This window comes from Kribbella sp. NPDC023855 (assembly GCF_040639475.1).
In the GTDB taxonomy this organism is placed as follows: Bacteria; Actinomycetota; Actinomycetes; order Propionibacteriales; family Kribbellaceae; genus Kribbella.
The window spans coordinates 58,584-77,367 of record NZ_JBFAAA010000001.1; the positions used below are offsets into that span (position 1 = coordinate 58,584).

Here is an 18,784-nt window from a genome sequence, read left to right on the forward strand (position 1 = left end):
CGGGCGAGCCAGGCCGGTCCGCGGCAGGCTTTGGTATCTGGCGACGTACGGCGTCGTCCCGGAAGCCCGCGGGACCGGCACCGGCCGCCGGCTGCTCGATGCAGTACTACGGCACGCCGGCGACCGAGCGGGCATCTTCTCCTCCACCACCCATCCAGGTGCCACCCGGCGCTACCGACTGGCCGGCTTCTCGCTGCTTCCCCAGATGCGCATGGTCGGAACAGTCGACTGATCCACGATCCCCGTGATCAAAGGGCAGACCGAGGGTGATGAGAGCGACTTCGACTGGATGAACGAGCTCGACAGCCGGCTTCGTGGCGCCGGGCACGGGCCGGATCATCCTTATCTGCTGAGCAGTCACCGGCTCGTCGTCGCGCCGCGGCAACGTGGATACGTGTACGTCGATCTGCGCGGCCGGGCGGCTCTGTTGGCTGCCGAAGACCCAAGCACAGCGCAGGAACTGCTCTGGGGGCCCTCGCCTCGTCGTCGGGGGAGACCCTGGTCAACTGCATCACAAGCGCGAACGAGTGGGCGGTAGATGTCGGTCTGGCCGCGCGTCTCGACCTGGCCACCGAGGGCTATCTGGCCCTCCGCGCGATGCCGGCGCCGGCGCCCTATCTACCCGGCGGCCGCTTCCTCTGAGCCCGCTCCAGTACTGCGCTCGGTCGCGCTCCCGTACTGCGGTGTAGCGGGCCGTGACGGGTTGTCGGCGGAAAACTGTCGGTGGGGTTCTCTAGCGTCCTTCTCAGCCGGATGCAAGTCCGGGTGCTTCCCCACTTTTGGAGGACGTTGTGCTGATCGACTGCGACGCATGTGTGATGAAAGGTCCCGGCTGCCGGGACTGCGTGGTCAGCGTGGTGCTCGGCATGCCACCCGAGCAGAGTTCCCTGCGCATCGACGACGACGAGCTCGCTGCTCTCGACGTACTGGCCCAGTCCGGTCTGGTGCCGCCGTTGCGCCTGGTGCACGCGGTCGACGCCGCGGAGCTGGAGCCAACCCACCGGCAGAGACCGGAGCCGTCCGCAGACACCGCCTGACTGCTCGCGAACAGCCGGTCTACCACCGGCTACTACTTCAGCCCTCCTTGGCACCGTCGCGGGTGGCGCCACCCGCGATCGCACCACACTTGTTGCTGCACGCAAACTTCATCCGAACGACCGTGTCGTAGCCACTGCCTTCGACACACTCCAGCAGCACAGCTGACTACTCCAGCAGCACCTGCTGACTAGTTATCCGGCCGCGCCGCTACTGCACCACCGGGTGCTGTCCACCGCCTCTGTGCGCCGGCGTCCGGACAGCGCGCCTTGCCGTCACTCGGCGCGACGTTCACCTGCACCGAATGACCTCGGCCACCTCATGGCAGTGACCGGTGTTCCTCGCCACCAACTCGTATGTCCGATGCCTCAGGATCGCCTCAAACCAGCGCGGCGTCAGGGGTGTCGGGAGCGACGGTGCTGCCGAGGACGGGCGTGGGCTGGGGAAAGGCTTTGCCGACGTTAAGTTTGGATCAAACCAGAGGGGCGAATTGCACCGGTCACGAATCGGTTACTACTGTTACCTCTCGTTGCCTCACAGTGTCGGTCGACCAGACCGCGCGGGCAGCGAAGATCCAGCGCCGAGGGGTGACCGGCCGGTCGAACTGACCAGGCGGGTTGACGGGGACGGCATCGAGCAGAGGAAGGGACCGACCGGGCTGTGTCCATCGGCCGCACGAAGCGCTTCAGGGGCATTGCCCTCGCCGCCATCACCTCCACCGCCGTCGTTGCCGGAGTGATCTTCATCCAGACCGGCGCTGAGGCGGAGCCGAAACCGAATCTGGACCAGGCGAAGGCCCAGGTCGCCGAACTGCAGGAGAAGGCGGCGGCAGCCGGCGAGGCGGCCAACGACCTCCGCGGCCAGATCACCGCCGCGCAGATCCGGGTGAAGGCCCTGCAGGCGGGGATCGCCAAGCAGCAGGCCCAGGTCGACACGGTCAAGCGCCAGATCGGTTCCCTCGCGGTCGCCGGCTACCAGACCTCCGGGATGACGACGACGGCGCAGCTGCTGCTGTCGACGAACCCCGACCAGTTCCTCAGCCAGGCCTCCACCGCGCAGGCGTTCGCCGGCCAGCAGAACTCGGCGCTCCGCCGGTTCCAGGCCGCCCAGGGCAAGCTCACCGACCTGCAGGCCAGCGAGCAGAGTGAGCTGGCCGCGCTGGAGGCCGTGAAGGCCCAGCAGCAGGCGCTGAAGAAGCAGCTCGACGCCAATGTCGCCGCCGCCGAGAAGGTGCTCGACAAGCTGACCGACGCCGAGCGCGCGAAGATCCGGCAGGAGCAGCAGGAAGAGGTCGAGAAGGCCCAGGACGAGCGCAAGCGCGCCAGCCGTAGCAACGACCGGATGGACGAGGAGGAAGACCCCGGTCCGGTGCCGGCCAACGGCCGCGCGGGTGTCGCGGTCCAGGCCGCGATGGCCCAGCTCGGCGACCGGTACGTGTGGGGCGCCGAGGGCCCGAGCACGTTCGACTGCTCCGGCCTGACGAAGTACGCCTGGGGCAAGGCCGGCGTCTCGCTGTCGCACTCGTCGAAGGCGCAGTTCGGCGAGGGCCGCAGGGTCAGCCGTGGTGAGCTTCAGCCCGGCGACCTGGTCTTCTACGGCAGCCCCGTCCACCACGTCGGCATGTACATCGGCAACGGCCGGATGGTGCACGCACCGAACCCGGGCCGTCCGGTCAAGACCGACGACCTCGACTACATGAGCGGCTACACCGGCGCGGTCCGTCCGGGCTGAGCCCACCTCTGCATGATCATCGGCTCCGGGGGAACACACGCCCCCGGAGCCGCATCGTTTGTCCACTCCGCCCACGCCCGTGTTTGACTGTCCCAGGAGGCACCCAGTGCCCTTCGCTGCGGCCGGTCGGACGATCTCCAGCGAAGGACCAGCGTGACCTCTCTGACTGGGGCAGGCGAGCAGCGAGGGGCCGAGGTGGTGGACGAGCACGGCGGCACCACGTCCGCCACGGACGGTGACGAGAGGGTTTCGCCGTCGGAGCAGACCACGATCCAGATCCCGGCGCAGCATGCCGCGGACCACGGTCAGCAGCGTCCGCAGCTGGCGGAGGCGCTCCGGGTCGCCGGCGCCTGGACGTCCTCGCACGGACCGATCGTCCAGAAGGTCGCGATCGGCGTCGCGGTCTGCCTGGTCGGGGTGGCCGGGTTCGCCGGCCTGCGCAAGATCGCCGACGCGCCCGCCGACCCAGGGGCCCAGGGCACCAGTGTCCAGACGCCGGCCGCCGAGAAGTCGACCCCGGACGAGGCGGCCGAGGGTGTACGCCGGGCCGCCGCGGGCCAGGCGGTCCTGCAGAAGATGGCCGACGCGATCGAGGGCGAACGCAAGGCCAGCTTCCTGGCCACCATCGACCCGAAGGCCGGTGAGTTCGACACCCAGGCCCGGACCATCTACAGCAACCTCGGCAAGTTGCCGTTGACCACCTTCCAGTTGCGCTACGTGAGCGACGACCCCGGCGCGCTGACGCCGGACCGGCAGAGCGAGCTCGGCGGGACCGAGTCCTGGCTGGCCCAGGTCGAGGTGTCCTGGCAGCTGACCGGCTTCGACACCAAGCCCGCCCGGGAGACCCTTCCGGTGACGTTCGTCACCCGCGACGGTACGACGTACGCGGCGTCCTTCAGCGACCGGTTCGTGGCCGGTCAGCGGCGGCCTATCTGGGCGCTGGGCGGGATCGAGGTCGCCAAGGGGGAGCGCAGCCTGGTGATCAGCCTCGACTCGCAGGCCGACGCGGACGACTACGCGACCGTGACGGATCGCGCGGTCGAGTCGGTGACCAAGGTCTGGGGCAAGAACTGGAAGCAGAAGGCGGTCGTCTACCTGCCGGCCAAGCAGGCCGAGATGGAGTCGGTGCTCGGCGCCCAGCCCGGGACCTACACCCAGATCGCCGCGGTCACGATGGCCGAGCTGGACACCCCGCAGGTCGGTGCGCCGCTGCGGATCGTCGCCAACCCGAAGCTGTTCGAGGAGCTGGGCAAGCAGGGCCGCCGGATCGTGCTGACCCACGAGACCACCCACGTCGCCTCGGTGGCTACCGCCTCGCCGGTACCGTTGTGGCTGGCCGAGGGTTTCGCCGACTACGTCGCCTTCGACGCCGTGTCCGTGCAGGACGAATCGGCGGCGAAGGAGTTGTTCAAAGCGGTCCGGGCCGGCAAGGTGCCGAAGGCGCTGCCCACCCCGGAAGCGTTCGCCGCCTCGTCGACCGAGCTGCCCCTGGCCTACGAGTCGGGCTGGCTTGCCTGCCGGCTGATCAGCGAGCGGGAAGGGCAGAACAAGTTGGTGAGGTTCTACCGGGCGGTGCACGCGTCGAAGAGCCCGACCGGCCTGGCGGACGCGTTCCGCACCGTGCTCGGCACCACCGAGCAGGAGTTCGTGGCCGACTGGCAGAAGTACCTGAAGAGGCTCGCCGGTGTCTGAGCGAGCCGCCAGGCCGGCTCCGCGGCGAGCCGCCCGGTTGGCTCCGATCGGGGCGGCCTTGGTGCTCGCCGCGGCCCTTGCCGTGGTGATCGTCACGACCACGCCCTGGCACCTGATCGATCTGCCGAAGCCGGACGCGGCCCTCGACTTCACCACCGCCGAGATCGACCGCCAGCAACAGTTCCGGCACGAGTTGTTGCCATGGTCAACGACTTCCTGGGTGCTGTCGCTGCTGGTCCCGCTGATCATCGGCTTCAGCCCGCTCGGCCGTCGCCTGTACGCCGTGACGCGGACCCGCCGCTGGTACCTGGCCGTTCCCTTGGTGGTGCTCGCGGTCGGCCTGCTGACCAGTCTGGTGACCCTGCCCACGGACGTGCTGGCCGAGCGGGTAACCCAGAAGTACGGCCTGTCGACGGAGCCCTGGAGCCTGTGGCTGCGTGACCGGTTGACCAACTGGTTGCTGATGTCACTCGCTTTGGTTGCCCTCAGCCTCGGATTGGTTGCCCTGGCCAAGCGGTGGCGGACCTGGTGGTGGGCACCTGCCGCGATCGGCGCGGCGGTGCTGGTGCTGGGCGTCTCGTTCGCCTACCCGGTGCTGGTCGAGCCACGGTTCAACGAGTTCACCTCGATGCAGGCCGGGCCGCAGCGGAACGAGTTCATGGAACTCGCCCGCCAGGACGGCGTACCGGTGAAGGATGTGCTGGTTGCCGATGCGTCCAAGCGGACGACGACCCTCAACGCCTATGTGTCCGGGTTCGGCTCGACGCGCCGGTTGGTCGTCTACGACACGTTGCTGAAGGACGCGTCGCCTGCGCAGGTCCGGCTGGTCGTCGCGCACGAGCTCGGTCACGCCGCTGAGCGCGACGTCCTGCACGGCACACTGATCGGCGCGATGGGCTCGGCCTTCGCCGTCGTCCTGCTGAGGTTGTTGCTCGGGGCCCGGATGTCCGACCCGCGCAACACCGCACTGCTGCTGGCGCTGATCGTCGCCGCGACGACGCTCGCCTCACCGGTGCAGAATCTGGTCAGCCGAAAGATCGAGGCCCGCGCGGACTACAGCTCGCTGCGGCTGACCGAGGACCCGGCGGACTTCGTCGAGATGCAGCATCAGCTGTCGGTGCGCAACATCTCCGGGCTGGAGCCGAGCCGCTGGCGGTACTGGATGTTCGCCAGCCACCCGACGCCGCCCGAGCGGATCGCGATGGGCCGCGCCTGGGCAGCGGAGCACGGCAAGACAGTCCCGCCGCTGGTCCGGAAGTGACCGTCCTGGTCGTCACCAACGACTTCCCGCCGCGGCAGGGCGGGATCGAGACGTTCGTCCGCTCGTTGTGTGACGAACTGCCCGAGCTGGTGGTGTTCACGTCCCGGATGCCGGGCGCCGCGCAGTACGACGTGTCGCTGCCTTTCCCGGTCGTGCGAGACCGTACGCCGATGCTCCTGCCGACGCCGCGGGTCACGCGGAACGCAGTACGGGTGATGCGTGAGTACGGCGCCGACCGGGTCGTCTTCGGAGCCGCGGCGCCACTCGGCCTGATGGGCGCGACCCTCCGCAAGGAAGGCGCCCGGCGAATCGTGGCGCTCACCCACGGGCACGAGACCTGGTGGGCCAGTACGCCGGGAGCGCGCCAGGCGCTCAGGCGCATCGGTGACGCGGCCGACACCCTGACGTCGGTCTCAGCGTGGTGCGAGGAACAGATCGCGCCGGCGCTGTCGCCCGCGGCAGCCGGCCGGATGCGGCGACTCACACCGGGCGTCGACACGGCGAGATTCTTCCCTGGTTGTGGGGGAGACCAGGTGCGCAAAGACCTCGGGCTGAAGGGCGTGCCTGTCGTTGCGTGCGTGTCCCGGTTGGTGGCGCGCAAAGGGCAGGACACGTTGATCGAGGCGTGGCCGCGCGTGCTGGCCGTAGTGCCGGAGGCTGTCTTGCTAATCGTTGGTGGCGGCCCGGATCGGGATCGGTTGGAGGAATTGGCGCGGCGCAAAGGTGTGGCCCAAGCCGTGCGGTTCACCGGAGCGGTGCCGTGGCAGGACATCCCGCCGTACCTCGATGCTGCCGATGTGTTCGCAATGCCCTGCAGAACAAGGCGTTTCGGGCTCGAGCCGGAGGCGCTGGGCATCGTCACACTGGAGGCCTCCGCGACCGGCAAGCCGGTGATCGTCGGCGACTCCGGGGGAGCGTCCGACACCGTTCGGCACGGCGAAACGGGCTACCTGGTCGACCCGTACAACCCGGTCGCCACGGCGGTTCGCCTGACCGAGTTGCTGACCGATCGGGCCAAAGCACAGGCGATGGGCGCGGCAGGTCGCGAATGGGTCGAGGACGAGTGGACCTGGGCACGGTCGGGCCGACTACTCCGCGAACTGCTGGACCTCCGCTGACGATGCTGCTGGACCGGCGCTGACGATGCTGCTGGACCTGCGAACGCGATCATGTACTCTTGGCGTCATGCATCAGATGTCCCGAATCGCAGCAGCCGTACGAGCTTCACGCTCTCCGGCTGCCGCTGCCTGACATCTGCTTCACTCCAACCGGCGACCGGAAACGGTCCGCCGGTTTTCTGTTGTCCCGGCCCGCGGTCCCTTTCCGGTCACTTCCCAGAAAAGGACCACCGCGATGACCATCGACCAGACCTTCATCGACTTCTTCACCGGCCACGGGCACGTGCCGACCACGGGATCCTCGCTGATTCCGCGACCCGGCGACCCGGTGCTGTTCACCACCTCGGGGATGCATCCGCTCACGCCGTACCTGGAAGGCGATCCGCATCCACTCGGCCGCCGGCTTGTCGGCGTGCAGCGATGTCTGCGCACGACCGACCTGGACGAGGTGGGTGATCCGACCCACCTGACCGTGTTCGAGATGCTCGGCTCCTGGTCGCTCGGCGACTACGGCTCCGAGCAGACCCTGCGCTGGGGGTACGAGTTGCTGACCCAGGGCTTCGGCATCGAGCCCGGGCGGATGTACGTGACCGTGTTCGGCGGTGACGACCAGGTCCCGCTCGACCAGGAGTCGCTGCGCACCTGGCAGGACCTCGGACTGCCGATCGAGTTGACCACCGGCGACAACTGGTGGTCGAACGGTCCGACCGGACCGTGTGGCCCGGACTCGGAGATCTTCGTCTGGACCGGCAACGGTGATCCGGAGGGTACGCCGACCACCGACAAGCGCTGGGTCGAGGTGTGGAACCACGTGATGATGCGCTACCGCCGCCTCGACGACGGCTCGCTGGAACCGCTGCAGCAGCAGAACATCGACACCGGCCTCGGGCTGGAGCGGCTGTCGATGCTGCTGGAGGGCAAGAACTCGGTCTACGAGACCGAGCTGTTCGAGCCCTGGCAGCGGATCGTGCCCGAGCTGTGGAAGCTCGACGAGGAGGACGAGCGGATCGTCATCGACCACCTGCGCTCCAGCATGGTGATCATCGGCGACGGCGTGCACCCTTCGAACACGGGCCGCGGTTACGTGCTGCGCCGGCTGATCCGCCGGGTGCTCACGCTGCTGTGGCGCTCGGACGACACCCGGACACTGTCCGACCTGCCGATGGAGTTGTTCGAGCACACCAGCCGGCACTTCCACCAGGGCGAGGTGCTCAGCCTGGTCCGCCGGATCCTGATCGACGAGGAGATCCGGTTCAGCAACCTGCTCGACCGGGGCCGGCGGATCCTCAGCCACGAACGGTTCCAGAAGCCGCTCGACGACGGCGACTTCGAGTACCTGCACGAGACCCACGGGCTACCGCGCGAGCTGGTCCGGTCGTTGGTGGGGTGACGCCGGCAGAGGGCTCCAGGAAACCGGAGAAGTTCCCGTCAGTTTCCTGGAGCCGCGCCGACGGTGTCGCCGCGATCGAGGCCGGACAGCTCGTCCCGGTCGTCGTCGGGGATGACGGGCGCCACCTTGCCGACCGAGGACTGCGCGACGAACGCGCCCAGCAACACGATCACCCCGCCGATGATCTGGGTGGTCGAGAGTTTCTCGCCGAGCAGTAGCAGGGCGAACAGGCTCGCCGCCACCACTTCGACGTAAGCGACCGCTCCGCCGATGGCCGCCGACAGTCGCTGGACCGCGGCCGCACCGGCGAGGTAGGCAACCACTGTGCTGATCACGATCAGCCAGGTCGCGAAGACCCAGCCGGGCGCGGACCGCTCGCCGATCGCGATGGTGTCGGTCAGCGCGTGCCACGGGATCGACCATGGAGCGGCGATCGCGGTCAGCAGGATCGCACCGACGACACTGCCGGCCGCCGTCATCACCAGCGGATCGGCGACGCCGGTGAGCTTGTCGATCAGGATGAAGTACGTCGCCTGGCAGGCGGCCGCACCCAGACCGGCGAGCAGGCCGATCAGGTCGAGCTGCAGGCCCGACCAGATCTCCACCACGGTGGCCAGGCCGACGAGGGCGATCGCGACGCCGAGCGCGGCGGACTTCGGCACCGAGACCTTGCGGCCGAACTTCAGCCAGCCGACCACGAGCACCGGGCCGGAGAACTCGAGCAGGATCGCGACGCCGACCGGCAACCTGCTGGCGGCGACGAAGAACAGGGTCTGGCAGCCGGCGATCCCGGTCAGGCCGTAGAAGACGAGCTGCGGCCAGGACGCCTTGGCGGAGCGCAGGCCGGCCCGGCCGCGGAAGATCAGGACGAGTGGGACGAGCAGCGCGGCGGCGCCCAGGATCCGGAGCCAGGCGGCCTGCTGGGGAGACATCCCGGCCTCGATCAGCGCCTTGGCGAACGGCCCCGACCCGCCGAAAGTGATCGCTGAGAACACAGCGAACCCCAGCCCGACCGACTTGGTCCGGGCAGCATCGTGCGCCATCCCCATCCCACCTCCCACCTACTCCGCCCCGCCGTGACGGCCGGGGAACCTGTACATGGGCATAACCATGTCACACCCATTACATGGGCGTCGAGGGTGATACCCACCAGCTGGACAGCGCGCTCAGAGCACGTTGACCGCGCGAGCGGCGACCACCGCGATCGTGAGCAGCGAGATGGCGGACTGGATCCCCATCAGCGTCTTGGCCCGCGCGGTGAGCGGCATCGTGTCGGTCGGACTGAACGCGGTGGCGGCCGTGAAGGCGACGAACAGGTAGTCGGTGAAGCCGGGCAGCCAGCGCTCCCAACCGGGCAGATCGACGGTCATCTGGGGAAAGAGCAGGTCAGCCCGCTCCAGTTCGTGCTCGTGCTCGGGCATCCGCGCGAACGGGCCACCACGATCGATTTCCCAGTACCAGAGCGCGAAAGCAACCACGTTGGTCACCCAGATCAGCAACGCGGCCTTCACCAGCACCTTGCCGTCCGCGGGATCGCCCGACGCCAGCAACACGATCAGGCTGGCCAGGTACACGGCATTGACGCCGACCAGAACCGCAAGCAGCGCGACCTCGATCCAGCGCAGCCAGACCTCGTCCCGCCGCAGGTGGAACGGGTTCGTCCACACCAACGGGACCAGCAGCGCGGCTCCGATCGCCGGCATGATCCAGCGGGGAACGTCCATAAGTTGCGGCGGTACGGCGAGTTGCAGCCCGAGCGCGACGACCACCGCCAGCGAGGCAGGCCAACGCCGGGTGTGACGGTTGACGGCCGCCTGCGGGACCTTCTTCATGCCTGGCTCACGGGAGCATTGTCACTCACCCGATGGCCGCGTCGACCACGGCTTGCCCGACCTCGGTCCGCCGATAGTGCACCTGGTGTCCGGTACGCCGCCGAGTCGCCAGCCCGGCGCCGTGCAGCGCGGCCAGATGCTCTGCCACCGTCGCCAAGGCCAGTCCGTACTGCGCCGCCAGCGCGCTCGTCGTCGCGGGTGGATCCAGCGCGACCAGCAGCGTGGCCCGGGTCCGGCCGAGCAACGTCGCCAACGGATCAGGCGGAGCCGGTACGTCGGACCACAGCCTGGCCGCACCACGAGCCGGGTAGACCAGCGTCGGTTGGTAGCTGGGGGCAACGACCAGCACCAGGTACGGCCAGGCGAAGACTCCTGGGACCAGTAGCAGGCCCTGGCCGGTCAGCTCGGCGTCGTCGGCTCGATAGCTCGACGCGATCAGTCGGCCGTCCTGCCAGGTCAGGGTCGGATGCAGATCGTCGAAGAGTTTCGCCAGACCGCCCGAGGTCAGTTGCTCGCCACGATGGGCGATGTCGTCGTCGAGCACCCGGCTGATCATCGGCCAGTCCGGCCTGATCAGGGTTTCCCAAGCGTGCTCGATCTGGTCAGCCATCCGTTCCCGCGTTCCGGCCGGATCCTCGAGCATCCGGTCGATCTCCGGGCCGGCTGGATTGTTCTGCTCGTCCCGGGATCGGATCAGCTCCGCGCGGACCCGGTCCAGCGGCGTACTGCGGACGCGGGCGATCTCGGTCGCGAACTTGGCCCGCGAGGCCCTCGGCGGTGGGGTCAGGAAGTCAGGGGTGAAGCCGGAGCGCGGTTGGACGGCCCGCAGCAGGCTGAGGTCGATCTCGGCCGCGAGCTCCTTCTTGGCGGCGACCCAGGGGGAGTAGAGCGGGCGGCGCTGATGCTGGTTGAGCACCCGGACGGCCGACATCGTCTCCCACAACGGCGACGTACCGAACCGGCAGCGCAGGGTGTCCGCCTGGCTGAACTTCAGCACCGTCATCGCAGGGAGGTTCTTTCGGTCACAACCGAAACGGTACTCCGCCGGGGTGCTCGGGTTCCAGGCTCAGCTGCGTGAGTACAACTTCTCCTGCCATCGGATATCGCGCTGTGCTGCGGGTTCCCGGTCTGCGCAGCGTCTTCGTCGCCCATGCCGTCTCGATGGCGGGCACTGTGGCGGCCCAGGTCGCGCTGTCGATCCTGGTCTTCGAGCGGACCGGATCGCCCCTGCTGTCCGCTCTCGTTCTGGTCTGCTCTTTCCTCCCGTACGCCCTCGGCGGGATCGCGCTTTCGTCCCTCTCCGACCGTTTCCCCGCCCGCCGCGTCCTGGTCTGCTGCGATCTGGTCAGCGCGGTCTGCATCGCCGCCATGCTGATCCCCGGCCTCCCGGTCGGAGCCCTGCTCGGCCTGCTACTTCTCACTGGAATCGTCGCACCGATCTTCGCCGGCGCGCGCGCCGCGAGCCTGGCGCAACTGCTCGACACCGAGCTCTTCCCAATCGGCCGTTCGTTGCTCAGGGCAATCGCTCAGGTGACGGTGCTGGCCGGTTTCGCGCTCGGCGCCGTCGCGGTCGCGGCCATCGGGCCGACCTGGCTGCTCGCCCTCGACGTGGTCACCTTTGTCGCCTCCGCCGCCCTGATCGGCCTCGGTACGCCGTTCACGCCGGCCATCGGCCCGACCGGCAGCACCTGGCAGGATTCCCTGACAGGCTTGAGATATCTGCGCGACAACATCCCGCTGCGCCGACTCATCCTGCTCTCCTGGGTAGTCCCCGCGTTCTCGTCGATGCCCGACGGACTGGCCGTTGCCTACACCGCCCAAACCGGCGCGGCCGCAACTGCCGCAGGCGCCCTCTTCACCGGGTACTCCGTCGGAGGCGTCCTGGGCGAACTCGCCGCGGCCCGGCTCACCCCCGCAACCAGACGCAAACTCGTCATCCCGCTGATCCTGCTCAGCCAGACCCCAGCGATCGCGTTCATCACCGAACCGTCCATCCCGGTCGCTGCAGTCCTGCTCGCGATCGCGGGCAGCGGCTACGCGTTCAACCAGGGCATCGACCCACTCATCCTCAACGCCACCGGACCGGAGTACCGGGGTCGCTTGTTCACCGTGCAAACCAGCGGCCTGATGGCCATCCAGGGCGTCAGCATCGCCTTAGCCGGTGCCATCGGCACCTTCCTCCGCCCCAGCCTCACCATCTGCCTCGCCGGCCTGGCCGGCACAGTCATCACCCTGCTCCTCGCCAGGAAGGCACTGAGGTGATCGGTCAGGAGACGAATTCCCACCAGCGGTTGCGGGTGCGGTTGCGCCTGCGGCGTGACGGCTTGAATTCGCGGTGGTAGCTGCGGTCGTCGAGCCACTCGAGGAAGCGTTCTCCCCGACCGGGGGAGGGGACGGGCGGAACGTCACGGGCGACGAACACGGTGTGATCCGGGAGGGCCAGGTCGGGGTAGGCCTTGCGCAGAGCCTTGTAGGCCAAGGCGATCTGCTGGGAGTGGAAGCGACACAGTCCGCGGCCCCAGTACTCAGGTCGCTGGTTGCGATGGGGGAGGACGCATTGCTCACGCTTGCTCTCGGCCAGCGGGAACTCGGCGTACCGGAGGAACAGGTTGGCCAGCCGGTACGCCGCCGGATCGGACAAGGACCAGATGTCCCAGTCGGGCCCGAACGGTTCGACCAGTTGCTTGATGTCGTCAGGACGGAGCGGACCGTCCTTCAGGTCGCGAAGTTCGTTGCCGAGGTGGTGCAGGCGAGAGAAGGCGACGATCCAGATCGAGCCGGCCCACCAGTTGACCAGGATCAGCAGGACAGCGAGTGCGACCTGGGTCCAGAGGTCGAATCCGTCGGCCCAGCGCAACCGGCCGCTGTCCAGACTCCAAGGGAGCAAGGCGATCAGGAGCAGCAGTGCCGCGCCGTACGCGACCCACGCGGACGGATCGGACCGGCTCATCGGGTGGTAGATGCCGCCGGGCCGTCGTGGGAGCGCCCGGGGGCGGAGCCCGAAGAGGAAAGGGTTGCTGGTGGTCGTGATGTCGCGGAACATCTGACTGGCGTGCTCGCCGGTGGGAAGGTGCGGCAGATAGCCGAAGATGCGTTTCGTCAGGAAGACCGCGTTGAAGACGTGTGCGCCGGTGAGAGCCACGAATGCCGCCCACGCGTACCCGAGTGGTACCTCGACCACACCGATCGAGAGGGTCGAGCCGTCGGCGAGCAATTTGCCGACGATCGTGGCAAGGGTGAGTCCACTGCCGAGCATGAGCAGCCGGGAGCAGACCTGTACGCCGGTGATGATCCGGCGGCTCTCGGCTTCACGATCGACCTGGTTGGTGTACTCGATCCGGTACCGGCGCCAGGCATCCGATGCGTGCTCCGGCAGGCTCGGCTGGTTCGGGGGGCGCTTTGCCATCCACCGATTATCCCGGCGTTCGGGGGCCATTGCTCCGAACGCCGGGTGTTATGGCTACTTGGAACGGGCCGCCTGGACCTCGAGGTAGTGCGGGTTGTGCATGATGCCCAGGATGTTGCCGAACGGGTCGACGACCGCGGCGGTGGTGAAGTCGCTGCCGGCGTGGGACGTGATCGGCGTGTACTCCTTGGCGCCCATCGCGAGCAGCTTGTCGAAGGTGCCCTGCAGGTCGTCGACGTGCCAGTGCATGACCGCGCCGCCGGGGGTGTTGGAGGCGCCGGGCGGCGCGTACTTGCGGTCGATGAAGCCGAGCTCGTCGGCGTCGTCGCCGATCCGGAACTCGATGTACGCCGGCGCGGCGGGGGCCGGCGGGAAACTGAAGTCCTCGTCCTGGCCGAGCAGTTCGGCGTACCAGTCGCGGGCGGCGACGACGTCGTCGGCGTAGAAGCTGATGGTGGCGAATCCTCGGAACATCGGAACTCCCTGAGTTGGTGTCGAGGCGGTCGTTCCACCTCGTTGACTCCATCATCAGCCCCAGAAGTGCTCACCAAGTGAGCACTTTTCTGACGAGTTCCGATGACCTGTTTTCAGCTCTGTTGCGAGGCTGCCTGGGCCGCGCGGGCCTGCTCGAACGGGAGGCGGTCGAAGATGATTCGGAGGGTGGTGATCTTGCCGTCGTGGACGGTGTGGAGTTCCGCGCCGGGGGCGTCGGGGACCGGGTGGGTGCTGGTGCCGTACATCAGCAGCGCGGTCTTGTCGTCGCCGAACGCGGCGTGCAGTTCGGAGGTGCGCAGGATCTGCGAGAACGGTTCCATGAAGGCCCGGAAAGCCTCGGCACCGACGATCGGGCCGGCCGGGGCGTGGCAGGTGATGTCGTCGGCGATGTAGGTCATCGCCAGGTCGAAGTCGTGCGAGGTCCAGGCCTTGTAGTACGCCAGCACGGTGTCGAGCGGAGTCATCGAGGAGTAGTCCTTCCAGAAGTAGGTGATGCCCAGGTAGACACCACCGCGGCCGCGATCGGAACGGTCGGCCTGGCACGATGTGGCGATGGGTGAGCAACAGGCCTTCGACGAGCTGATCGCGCCGTACCGGCGGGAGCTGCACGTGCACTGCTACCGGATGCTCGGTTCGGTCACCGACGCGGACGACGTGATGCAGGAGATCCTGCTCGCCGCCTGGCGCGGCCTGGACTCGTTCGCCGGCCGCTCGTCGTTGCGCACCTGGCTCTACAAGATCGCCACCAACCGCTGCCTGAACGCGATCCGCGACGGCAAACGCCGTCCACCACCCGAACCGCTGCCACCCTTCGAACCGCCGCCGCCGACCAGTCGCAATGAGGTGACCTGGCTCCAGCCGTACCCCGATGCGCTGCTGGACGACCGAGTCGTCAAGCGGGAAACCATCGAGCTCGCCTTCATCACCGCTCTCCAGCGCATGCCACCCCGGCAAGCCGCCGCGCTGATCCTCGTCGACGTCCTCGACTTCTCCACCCCGGAAGCGGCCGACCTCCTCGACACCACCCAGACGGCCGTCAAGGGCGCCCTCCAACGAGCCCGCGCCTCACTCCACAGCCCGCCCCTACCCCGCGACACCGAAACCGAACGCCAGGTCGCCAAGCGCTTCGCCGAAGCCTTCATGGCCGACGACATCGCCACCATCACCAGCCTGCTCACCGACGACGCCTGGCTGACCATGCCACCGGCCCCGCACCAGTACTACGGCCCGCCGGCGATCGCCGCGTTCCTCCAGATCAGTGCCGCCGCCCTCACCAGCTCCGACGTGCTCCTCGAACCCGCAGGCGCCAACCGCCACCCCGCCTTCGCCTGCTACTTCGTCAACTCGTCGGGCCGCGTCTTCACCGGCCACATCGTCCTGACCATCAGCGACGACCGGATCAGCACCATCACCCGCTTCCTCGAATTGAGTTGACCGAGCCGCCCACCGCTCTCGATGATCACGCCATGGTGGAACCCGTGGACGCCCTTTTGATCATCGACATCCAGCAGTGCGGCGTAACCGGCGACACCGCAGTACCGGAGGCGGCGCGTCTCCTCGACCGAGCAGGTCACCTCCTGGACGAGGCGCGAGCAGCCAACGCCCTGATCGTCCACATCCAGAACGACGGCGCCCCAGGCACCCCGGACGCGGCTGAGACCCCAGGCTGGGAGCTTCAGTTCCCCGTCAAGCACAGCGACCGCGAGCTGACCATCCGCAAGCCCCACGACGACTCGTTTGCCGACACCTCGCTCGAGGAACTCCTGACCGCGCACGACGTCAAGTCGCTCGCCCTCTGCGGCCTGATGTCCGAGATGTGCGTCAGTGCAACAGCCCGCACCGCGCTGGCGCGGGACTACCGCGTGGTCCTCCCGCACGACGCCCACACCACCACCGGCATCCCCGCCACGCCGACCACACCCGCCATCGCCCCGGAGACAGTCTCCCGGGTAGCGGAATGGGCCCTAGGCAACGACCTCGAAGTCGTCGAACACGCCTCCGAGGTCGTCTTCAGAACCTGCTGACGGGGGGCCTACTTCGCGTAGAGCGCCTCGACGTCGGACTCGTGCTTCTTCATCACGACGTGCCGGCGGAGCGAGAGCTTAAGGGAGAGTTCGCCGTTCTCCTGGGTCCAGTCGGTCGGCAGGATGGTGAACTTCTTGATGCCCTCGGCCTTGGAGACCGCCGTGTTGGCGTCGTTGATCGCGCTCTGGATCTCGGCCCTCAGGTCCTCGTCGTCCACCAGGACCGACAGCTCGTTCGGCTTGCCGTGCTTCTCGGCCCAGGAGCCGATGGTTTCCTGGTCGATGGTGACCAGGGCCGCGATGTAGGGCTTGCCGTCGCCGACGACCATGCACTGGCTGACCAGCGGATGCTGCCGGATCTGGTCCTCCAGTACTGCGGGCGCCACGTTCTTGCCACCCGCGGTCACCAGGATCTCCTTCTTCCGCCCGGTGATCGTGATGAACCCGTCGGCGTCGAAGTCACCCAGATCGCCGGTGTGGAACCAGCCGTCGGAGTCGATCGTCGCCTTGGTCGCGTCCTCGTTCCGCCAGTAGCCGACCATGACCTGGCCGCCCTTGAAGCAGAGCTCGCCGTCGTCCGCGACGCCCACGGTCACGCCCGGCAGCGGCCGGCCGACCGTGCCGATCCGGATGTCGTCGGGCAGGTTGACGCTCAGCGCGGCGGTGGTCTCGGTCAGCCCGTAGCCTTCCAGCACCGGTACGCCGATACCGCGGTAGAAGTGACCGAGGCGCTCGCCCAGCGGCGCGCCACCCGAGACGGCGTAGTCGACCTCGCCACCCAGTACGGCGCGCAGCTTGGAGTAGACGAGCTTGTCGAACAGCGCGTGCTTCGCCTTCAGCCCGAACCCCGCGCCACCCTTGTAGAGCGCCTGCGAGTAGGCGATCGCCGTCTCGGCGGCCGCGTCGAAGATCTTGCCCTTACCGGCCGAGTGGGCGTTCTGGCTGGCGGAGTTGAACACCTTCTCGAACACCCGCGGCACGCTGAGGATGAAGGTCGGCTTGACCTGGCCCAGGTCCGCGACCAGGTTCTTCACGTCGGAGGAGTGGGCAACCTTCACCCGCATCATCACGCAGCCGACCTGGATGATCCGGGCGAACACGTGCGCCAGCGGCAGGAACAGCAACGTGGTCGCGCCGTCGAGCCGGAACAGGTCGGGCAGCACCTTCACGGCGGGCTCGAGCTCGTGCATGAAGTTGCCGTGGGTGAGTTCGCAACCCTTGGGGCGGCCGGTGGTGCCGGAGGTGTAGATCAGCGTGGCGAGGTCGTGGGGGAGGACCGCCGTACGCCGCTTGTCGAACTCGGCGTCGCTGATCTGCTGGCCGAGCACCGTGAGCTGGTCGACGGCGCCGGCCTCGATCTGCCAGATCTCCTGCAGGGACGGTGCCTCGGCCCGGGCCGCCTCGACGACGGCGCCGTGGGCGGCGTTCTCGACGATCGCCACGACCGCCTCGGAGTCGGTCAGGATCCACTGGATCTGCGAGGTCGACGACGTCTCGTAGATCGGTACGGTGGCCGCGCCGATGCTCCAGATCGCGTAGTCGATCAGCGTCCACTCGTACCGGGTGGCGCTCAGCAGGGCGACCCGCTCGCCGTGCTTGACCCCGGCCGCGATCAGGCCCTTCGCGACGGCGGTCACCTGACGGGCGAACTCGGCCGCGCTCACGTCCAGCCAGCCGCCCTCGACCCGGCGGCTGAACACCGCGGTGTCAGGATGGGAGGACGCGTTCGCCCAGACGGGATCGCTCAGGCTGCCGCTCGTCGGTGGCTCGATCACAGCAGGGGTGGTGTACTCGCGCATCCGCGTCTCCTCGGTCGGTCACGACGATGTCGGTCGGGCAGGGTCGGCTCCGGCGCACGCTACAGTCACCTACCCACAAGTAGCCAGATTTATGTGACCCACGGGACACAGAACACCTAGGACTCAGGCATGCCGGCGCTCGACCTCAGTTGCGACGACTTGGTCGTTGCTGATCCAGCCTACGTCGCCCAGCGGCTCGGCACGGACACCCTCTGGCAGGAGTGGTGGCCGGACCTCGTGCTGATCCCCTCGGAGCGCCGCGGTCTGGAGGGGGTCAGGTGGGCCGTCACCGGCGCGGCGATCGGTACTGCGGAGTGGTGGCTGGAGCAGGTCCGCGACGGGGTCGTCGTGCACTGGTACCTCCGGGTGGACCCCGCCCGGCCGGTCGGCCCACGCCGGTTGCGCCGGCTCCGGGAGCGGTACGTCGCGCAGTACCGGGAGAACCTGTGGCGGCTGAAGGACGAACTCGAGAGTGGCCGCGCCGCGGGCGAGGGCAGGCCGGACTACGAACCCGCGATACCCTCCCATGAGCAGAACCCGTCCCGGCAGCGGAGAGGTGAATCGATGGCAGAGCAGACCACCTCGACCATCGTGGTGAACGCGACCCCGAAGGAGATCATGGCGGTGATCGCGGACTTCGAGGCGTATCCGGAATGGGCCGACTCGATGCGGGAGACCCAGGTGCTGTCCACGGACGAGGCGGGCCGGCCCAAGCAGGTCCGGTTCAAGGTGGATGCCGGGGCGATCTCCGACGAGTACACGCTGGACTACGTCTGGTCCCGCAACGAGGTGCACTGGACGCTCGTGCAGGCCAAGATGGTCAAGGGCATGGACGGCGCCTACGTGCTGCGCGACCTGGGCGACCAGGGCACCGAGGTGACCTACCGGCTGGCGGTCGACGTGGCCATCCCGATGATCGGCATGCTCAAGCGCAAGGCCGAAAAAGTCATCATCGACACCGCCCTCAAGGGCCTCAAAAAGCGCGTCGAGTCCTGATACCA

Annotated in this window: 17 protein-coding genes and 1 pseudogene; 11 read left to right on the top strand and 7 right to left on the bottom strand. The window is 68.2% G+C overall.

Annotated features, from left to right (window positions below; all coding sequences use genetic code 11):
- Positions 1–25 precede the first annotated feature (25 nt).
- From AB0F51_RS00245 to AB0F51_RS00275, 7 genes and pseudogenes are all read left to right on the top strand, one after another.
- Positions 26–232, top strand: a pseudogene (locus AB0F51_RS00245) (GNAT family N-acetyltransferase); the annotation flags it as partial.
- Between the two features lie 586 nt (positions 233–818).
- On the top strand, positions 819–1,037 hold the full coding sequence (locus AB0F51_RS00250) for a hypothetical protein (protein WP_360271674.1): 219 nt from the start codon (positions 819–821) through the stop codon (positions 1,035–1,037).
- Between the two features lie 658 nt (positions 1,038–1,695).
- Complete coding sequence (locus tag AB0F51_RS00255; RefSeq protein ID WP_360271676.1) at positions 1,696–2,766, top strand: NlpC/P60 family protein; 1,071 nt, start codon at positions 1,696–1,698, stop codon at positions 2,764–2,766.
- 153 nt (positions 2,767–2,919) lie between these two features.
- Positions 2,920–4,458, top strand: a complete 1,539-nt coding sequence (locus AB0F51_RS00260) for a hypothetical protein (RefSeq protein WP_360271679.1) — start codon at positions 2,920–2,922, stop codon at positions 4,456–4,458.
- Entirely contained in the window at positions 4,451–5,719 is a 1,269-nt protein-coding gene (locus tag AB0F51_RS00265) for a M48 family metallopeptidase (protein ID WP_360271681.1), read from the top strand. The genes AB0F51_RS00260 and AB0F51_RS00265 overlap by 8 nt, the downstream gene beginning before the upstream one ends.
- Positions 5,716–6,837, top strand: a complete 1,122-nt coding sequence (locus AB0F51_RS00270) for a glycosyltransferase family 4 protein (protein ID WP_360271684.1) — start codon at positions 5,716–5,718, stop codon at positions 6,835–6,837. The genes AB0F51_RS00265 and AB0F51_RS00270 overlap by 4 nt, the downstream gene beginning before the upstream one ends.
- Before the next feature lie 235 nt (positions 6,838–7,072).
- Complete coding sequence (locus tag AB0F51_RS00275) at positions 7,073–8,227, top strand: alanine--tRNA ligase-related protein (protein WP_360271687.1); 1,155 nt, start codon at positions 7,073–7,075, stop codon at positions 8,225–8,227.
- A gap of 38 nt (positions 8,228–8,265) precedes the next feature.
- On the opposite strand, the gene AB0F51_RS00280 is transcribed toward AB0F51_RS00275, so the two are convergent.
- The 3 genes from AB0F51_RS00280 to AB0F51_RS00290 form a co-directional block, all read right to left on the bottom strand.
- Positions 8,266–9,270, bottom strand: a complete 1,005-nt coding sequence (locus tag AB0F51_RS00280; protein ID WP_360271690.1) for an EamA family transporter — start codon at positions 9,268–9,270, stop codon at positions 8,266–8,268.
- A gap of 123 nt (positions 9,271–9,393) precedes the next feature.
- On the bottom strand, positions 9,394–10,059 hold the full coding sequence (locus tag AB0F51_RS00285; protein WP_360271693.1) for a hypothetical protein: 666 nt from the start codon (positions 10,057–10,059) through the stop codon (positions 9,394–9,396).
- 25 nt (positions 10,060–10,084) lie between these two features.
- Complete coding sequence (locus tag AB0F51_RS00290) at positions 10,085–11,062, bottom strand: DUF5937 family protein (RefSeq protein ID WP_360271694.1); 978 nt, start codon at positions 11,060–11,062, stop codon at positions 10,085–10,087.
- 71 nt (positions 11,063–11,133) lie between these two features.
- Between AB0F51_RS00290 and AB0F51_RS00295 the strand changes: the two genes are divergently transcribed.
- A complete protein-coding gene (locus tag AB0F51_RS00295; protein ID WP_360271697.1) occupies positions 11,134–12,321 on the top strand; it encodes an MFS transporter in 1,188 nt (395 codons plus the stop codon).
- Between the two features lie 4 nt (positions 12,322–12,325).
- Here the strand turns inward: AB0F51_RS00295 and AB0F51_RS00300 are convergent, their stop codons facing one another.
- The 3 genes from AB0F51_RS00300 to AB0F51_RS00310 form a co-directional block, all read right to left on the bottom strand.
- A complete protein-coding gene (locus AB0F51_RS00300) occupies positions 12,326–13,465 on the bottom strand; it encodes a hypothetical protein (RefSeq protein ID WP_360271700.1) in 1,140 nt (379 codons plus the stop codon).
- A gap of 54 nt (positions 13,466–13,519) precedes the next feature.
- The gene (locus AB0F51_RS00305) at positions 13,520–13,939 is read right to left on the bottom strand and encodes a VOC family protein (protein WP_360271702.1); all 420 of its coding nucleotides are present in this window, start codon (positions 13,937–13,939) and stop codon (positions 13,520–13,522) included.
- A gap of 113 nt (positions 13,940–14,052) precedes the next feature.
- Positions 14,053–14,424 carry a nuclear transport factor 2 family protein gene (locus tag AB0F51_RS00310; protein WP_360271705.1) on the bottom strand — a complete coding sequence of 124 codons (372 nt, stop codon included), beginning with the start codon at positions 14,422–14,424 and terminating at the stop codon, positions 14,053–14,055.
- A gap of 82 nt (positions 14,425–14,506) precedes the next feature.
- On the opposite strand from AB0F51_RS00310, the gene AB0F51_RS00315 reads away from it, so the two are divergent.
- Positions 14,507–15,394, top strand: coding sequence for an RNA polymerase subunit sigma-70 (locus AB0F51_RS00315; protein ID WP_360271707.1), 888 nt, complete (start codon positions 14,507–14,509; stop codon positions 15,392–15,394).
- A 44-nt stretch (positions 15,395–15,438) separates the two neighbouring features.
- Positions 15,439–15,984, top strand: a complete 546-nt coding sequence (locus AB0F51_RS00320) for an isochorismatase family protein (protein WP_360271710.1) — start codon at positions 15,439–15,441, stop codon at positions 15,982–15,984.
- A gap of 8 nt (positions 15,985–15,992) precedes the next feature.
- Here AB0F51_RS00320 and AB0F51_RS00325 read toward each other — a convergent pair whose 3' ends face one another.
- Positions 15,993–17,783, bottom strand: coding sequence for an AMP-dependent synthetase/ligase (locus tag AB0F51_RS00325; protein ID WP_360271713.1), 1,791 nt, complete (start codon positions 17,781–17,783; stop codon positions 15,993–15,995).
- A gap of 129 nt (positions 17,784–17,912) precedes the next feature.
- On the opposite strand from AB0F51_RS00325, the gene AB0F51_RS00330 reads away from it, so the two are divergent.
- Positions 17,913–18,779, top strand: a complete 867-nt coding sequence (locus AB0F51_RS00330; protein WP_360271715.1) for an SRPBCC family protein — start codon at positions 17,913–17,915, stop codon at positions 18,777–18,779.
- Positions 18,780–18,784 lie beyond the last annotated feature (5 nt).

Coding starts and splice junctions, on each gene's coding strand:
- AB0F51_RS00250 (WP_360271674.1), top strand. CDS start 819: ATGAAAGGTCCCGGCTGCCGGGACTGCGTGGTCAGCGTGGTGCTCGGC.
- AB0F51_RS00285 (WP_360271693.1), bottom strand. CDS start 10,059: ATGAAGAAGGTCCCGCAGGCGGCCGTCAACCGTCACACCCGGCGTTGG.
- AB0F51_RS00305 (WP_360271702.1), bottom strand. CDS start 13,939: ATGTTCCGAGGATTCGCCACCATCAGCTTCTACGCCGACGACGTCGTC.
- AB0F51_RS00300 (WP_360271700.1), bottom strand. CDS start 13,465: ATGGCAAAGCGCCCCCCGAACCAGCCGAGCCTGCCGGAGCACGCATCG.
- AB0F51_RS00290 (WP_360271694.1), bottom strand. CDS start 11,062: ATGACGGTGCTGAAGTTCAGCCAGGCGGACACCCTGCGCTGCCGGTTC.
- AB0F51_RS00325 (WP_360271713.1), bottom strand. CDS start 17,783: ATGCGCGAGTACACCACCCCTGCTGTGATCGAGCCACCGACGAGCGGC.
- AB0F51_RS00275 (WP_360271687.1), top strand. CDS start 7,073: ATGACCATCGACCAGACCTTCATCGACTTCTTCACCGGCCACGGGCAC.
- AB0F51_RS00280 (WP_360271690.1), bottom strand. CDS start 9,270: ATGGCGCACGATGCTGCCCGGACCAAGTCGGTCGGGCTGGGGTTCGCT.
- AB0F51_RS00310 (WP_360271705.1), bottom strand. CDS start 14,424: ATGACTCCGCTCGACACCGTGCTGGCGTACTACAAGGCCTGGACCTCG.
- AB0F51_RS00330 (WP_360271715.1), top strand. CDS start 17,913: ATGCCGGCGCTCGACCTCAGTTGCGACGACTTGGTCGTTGCTGATCCA.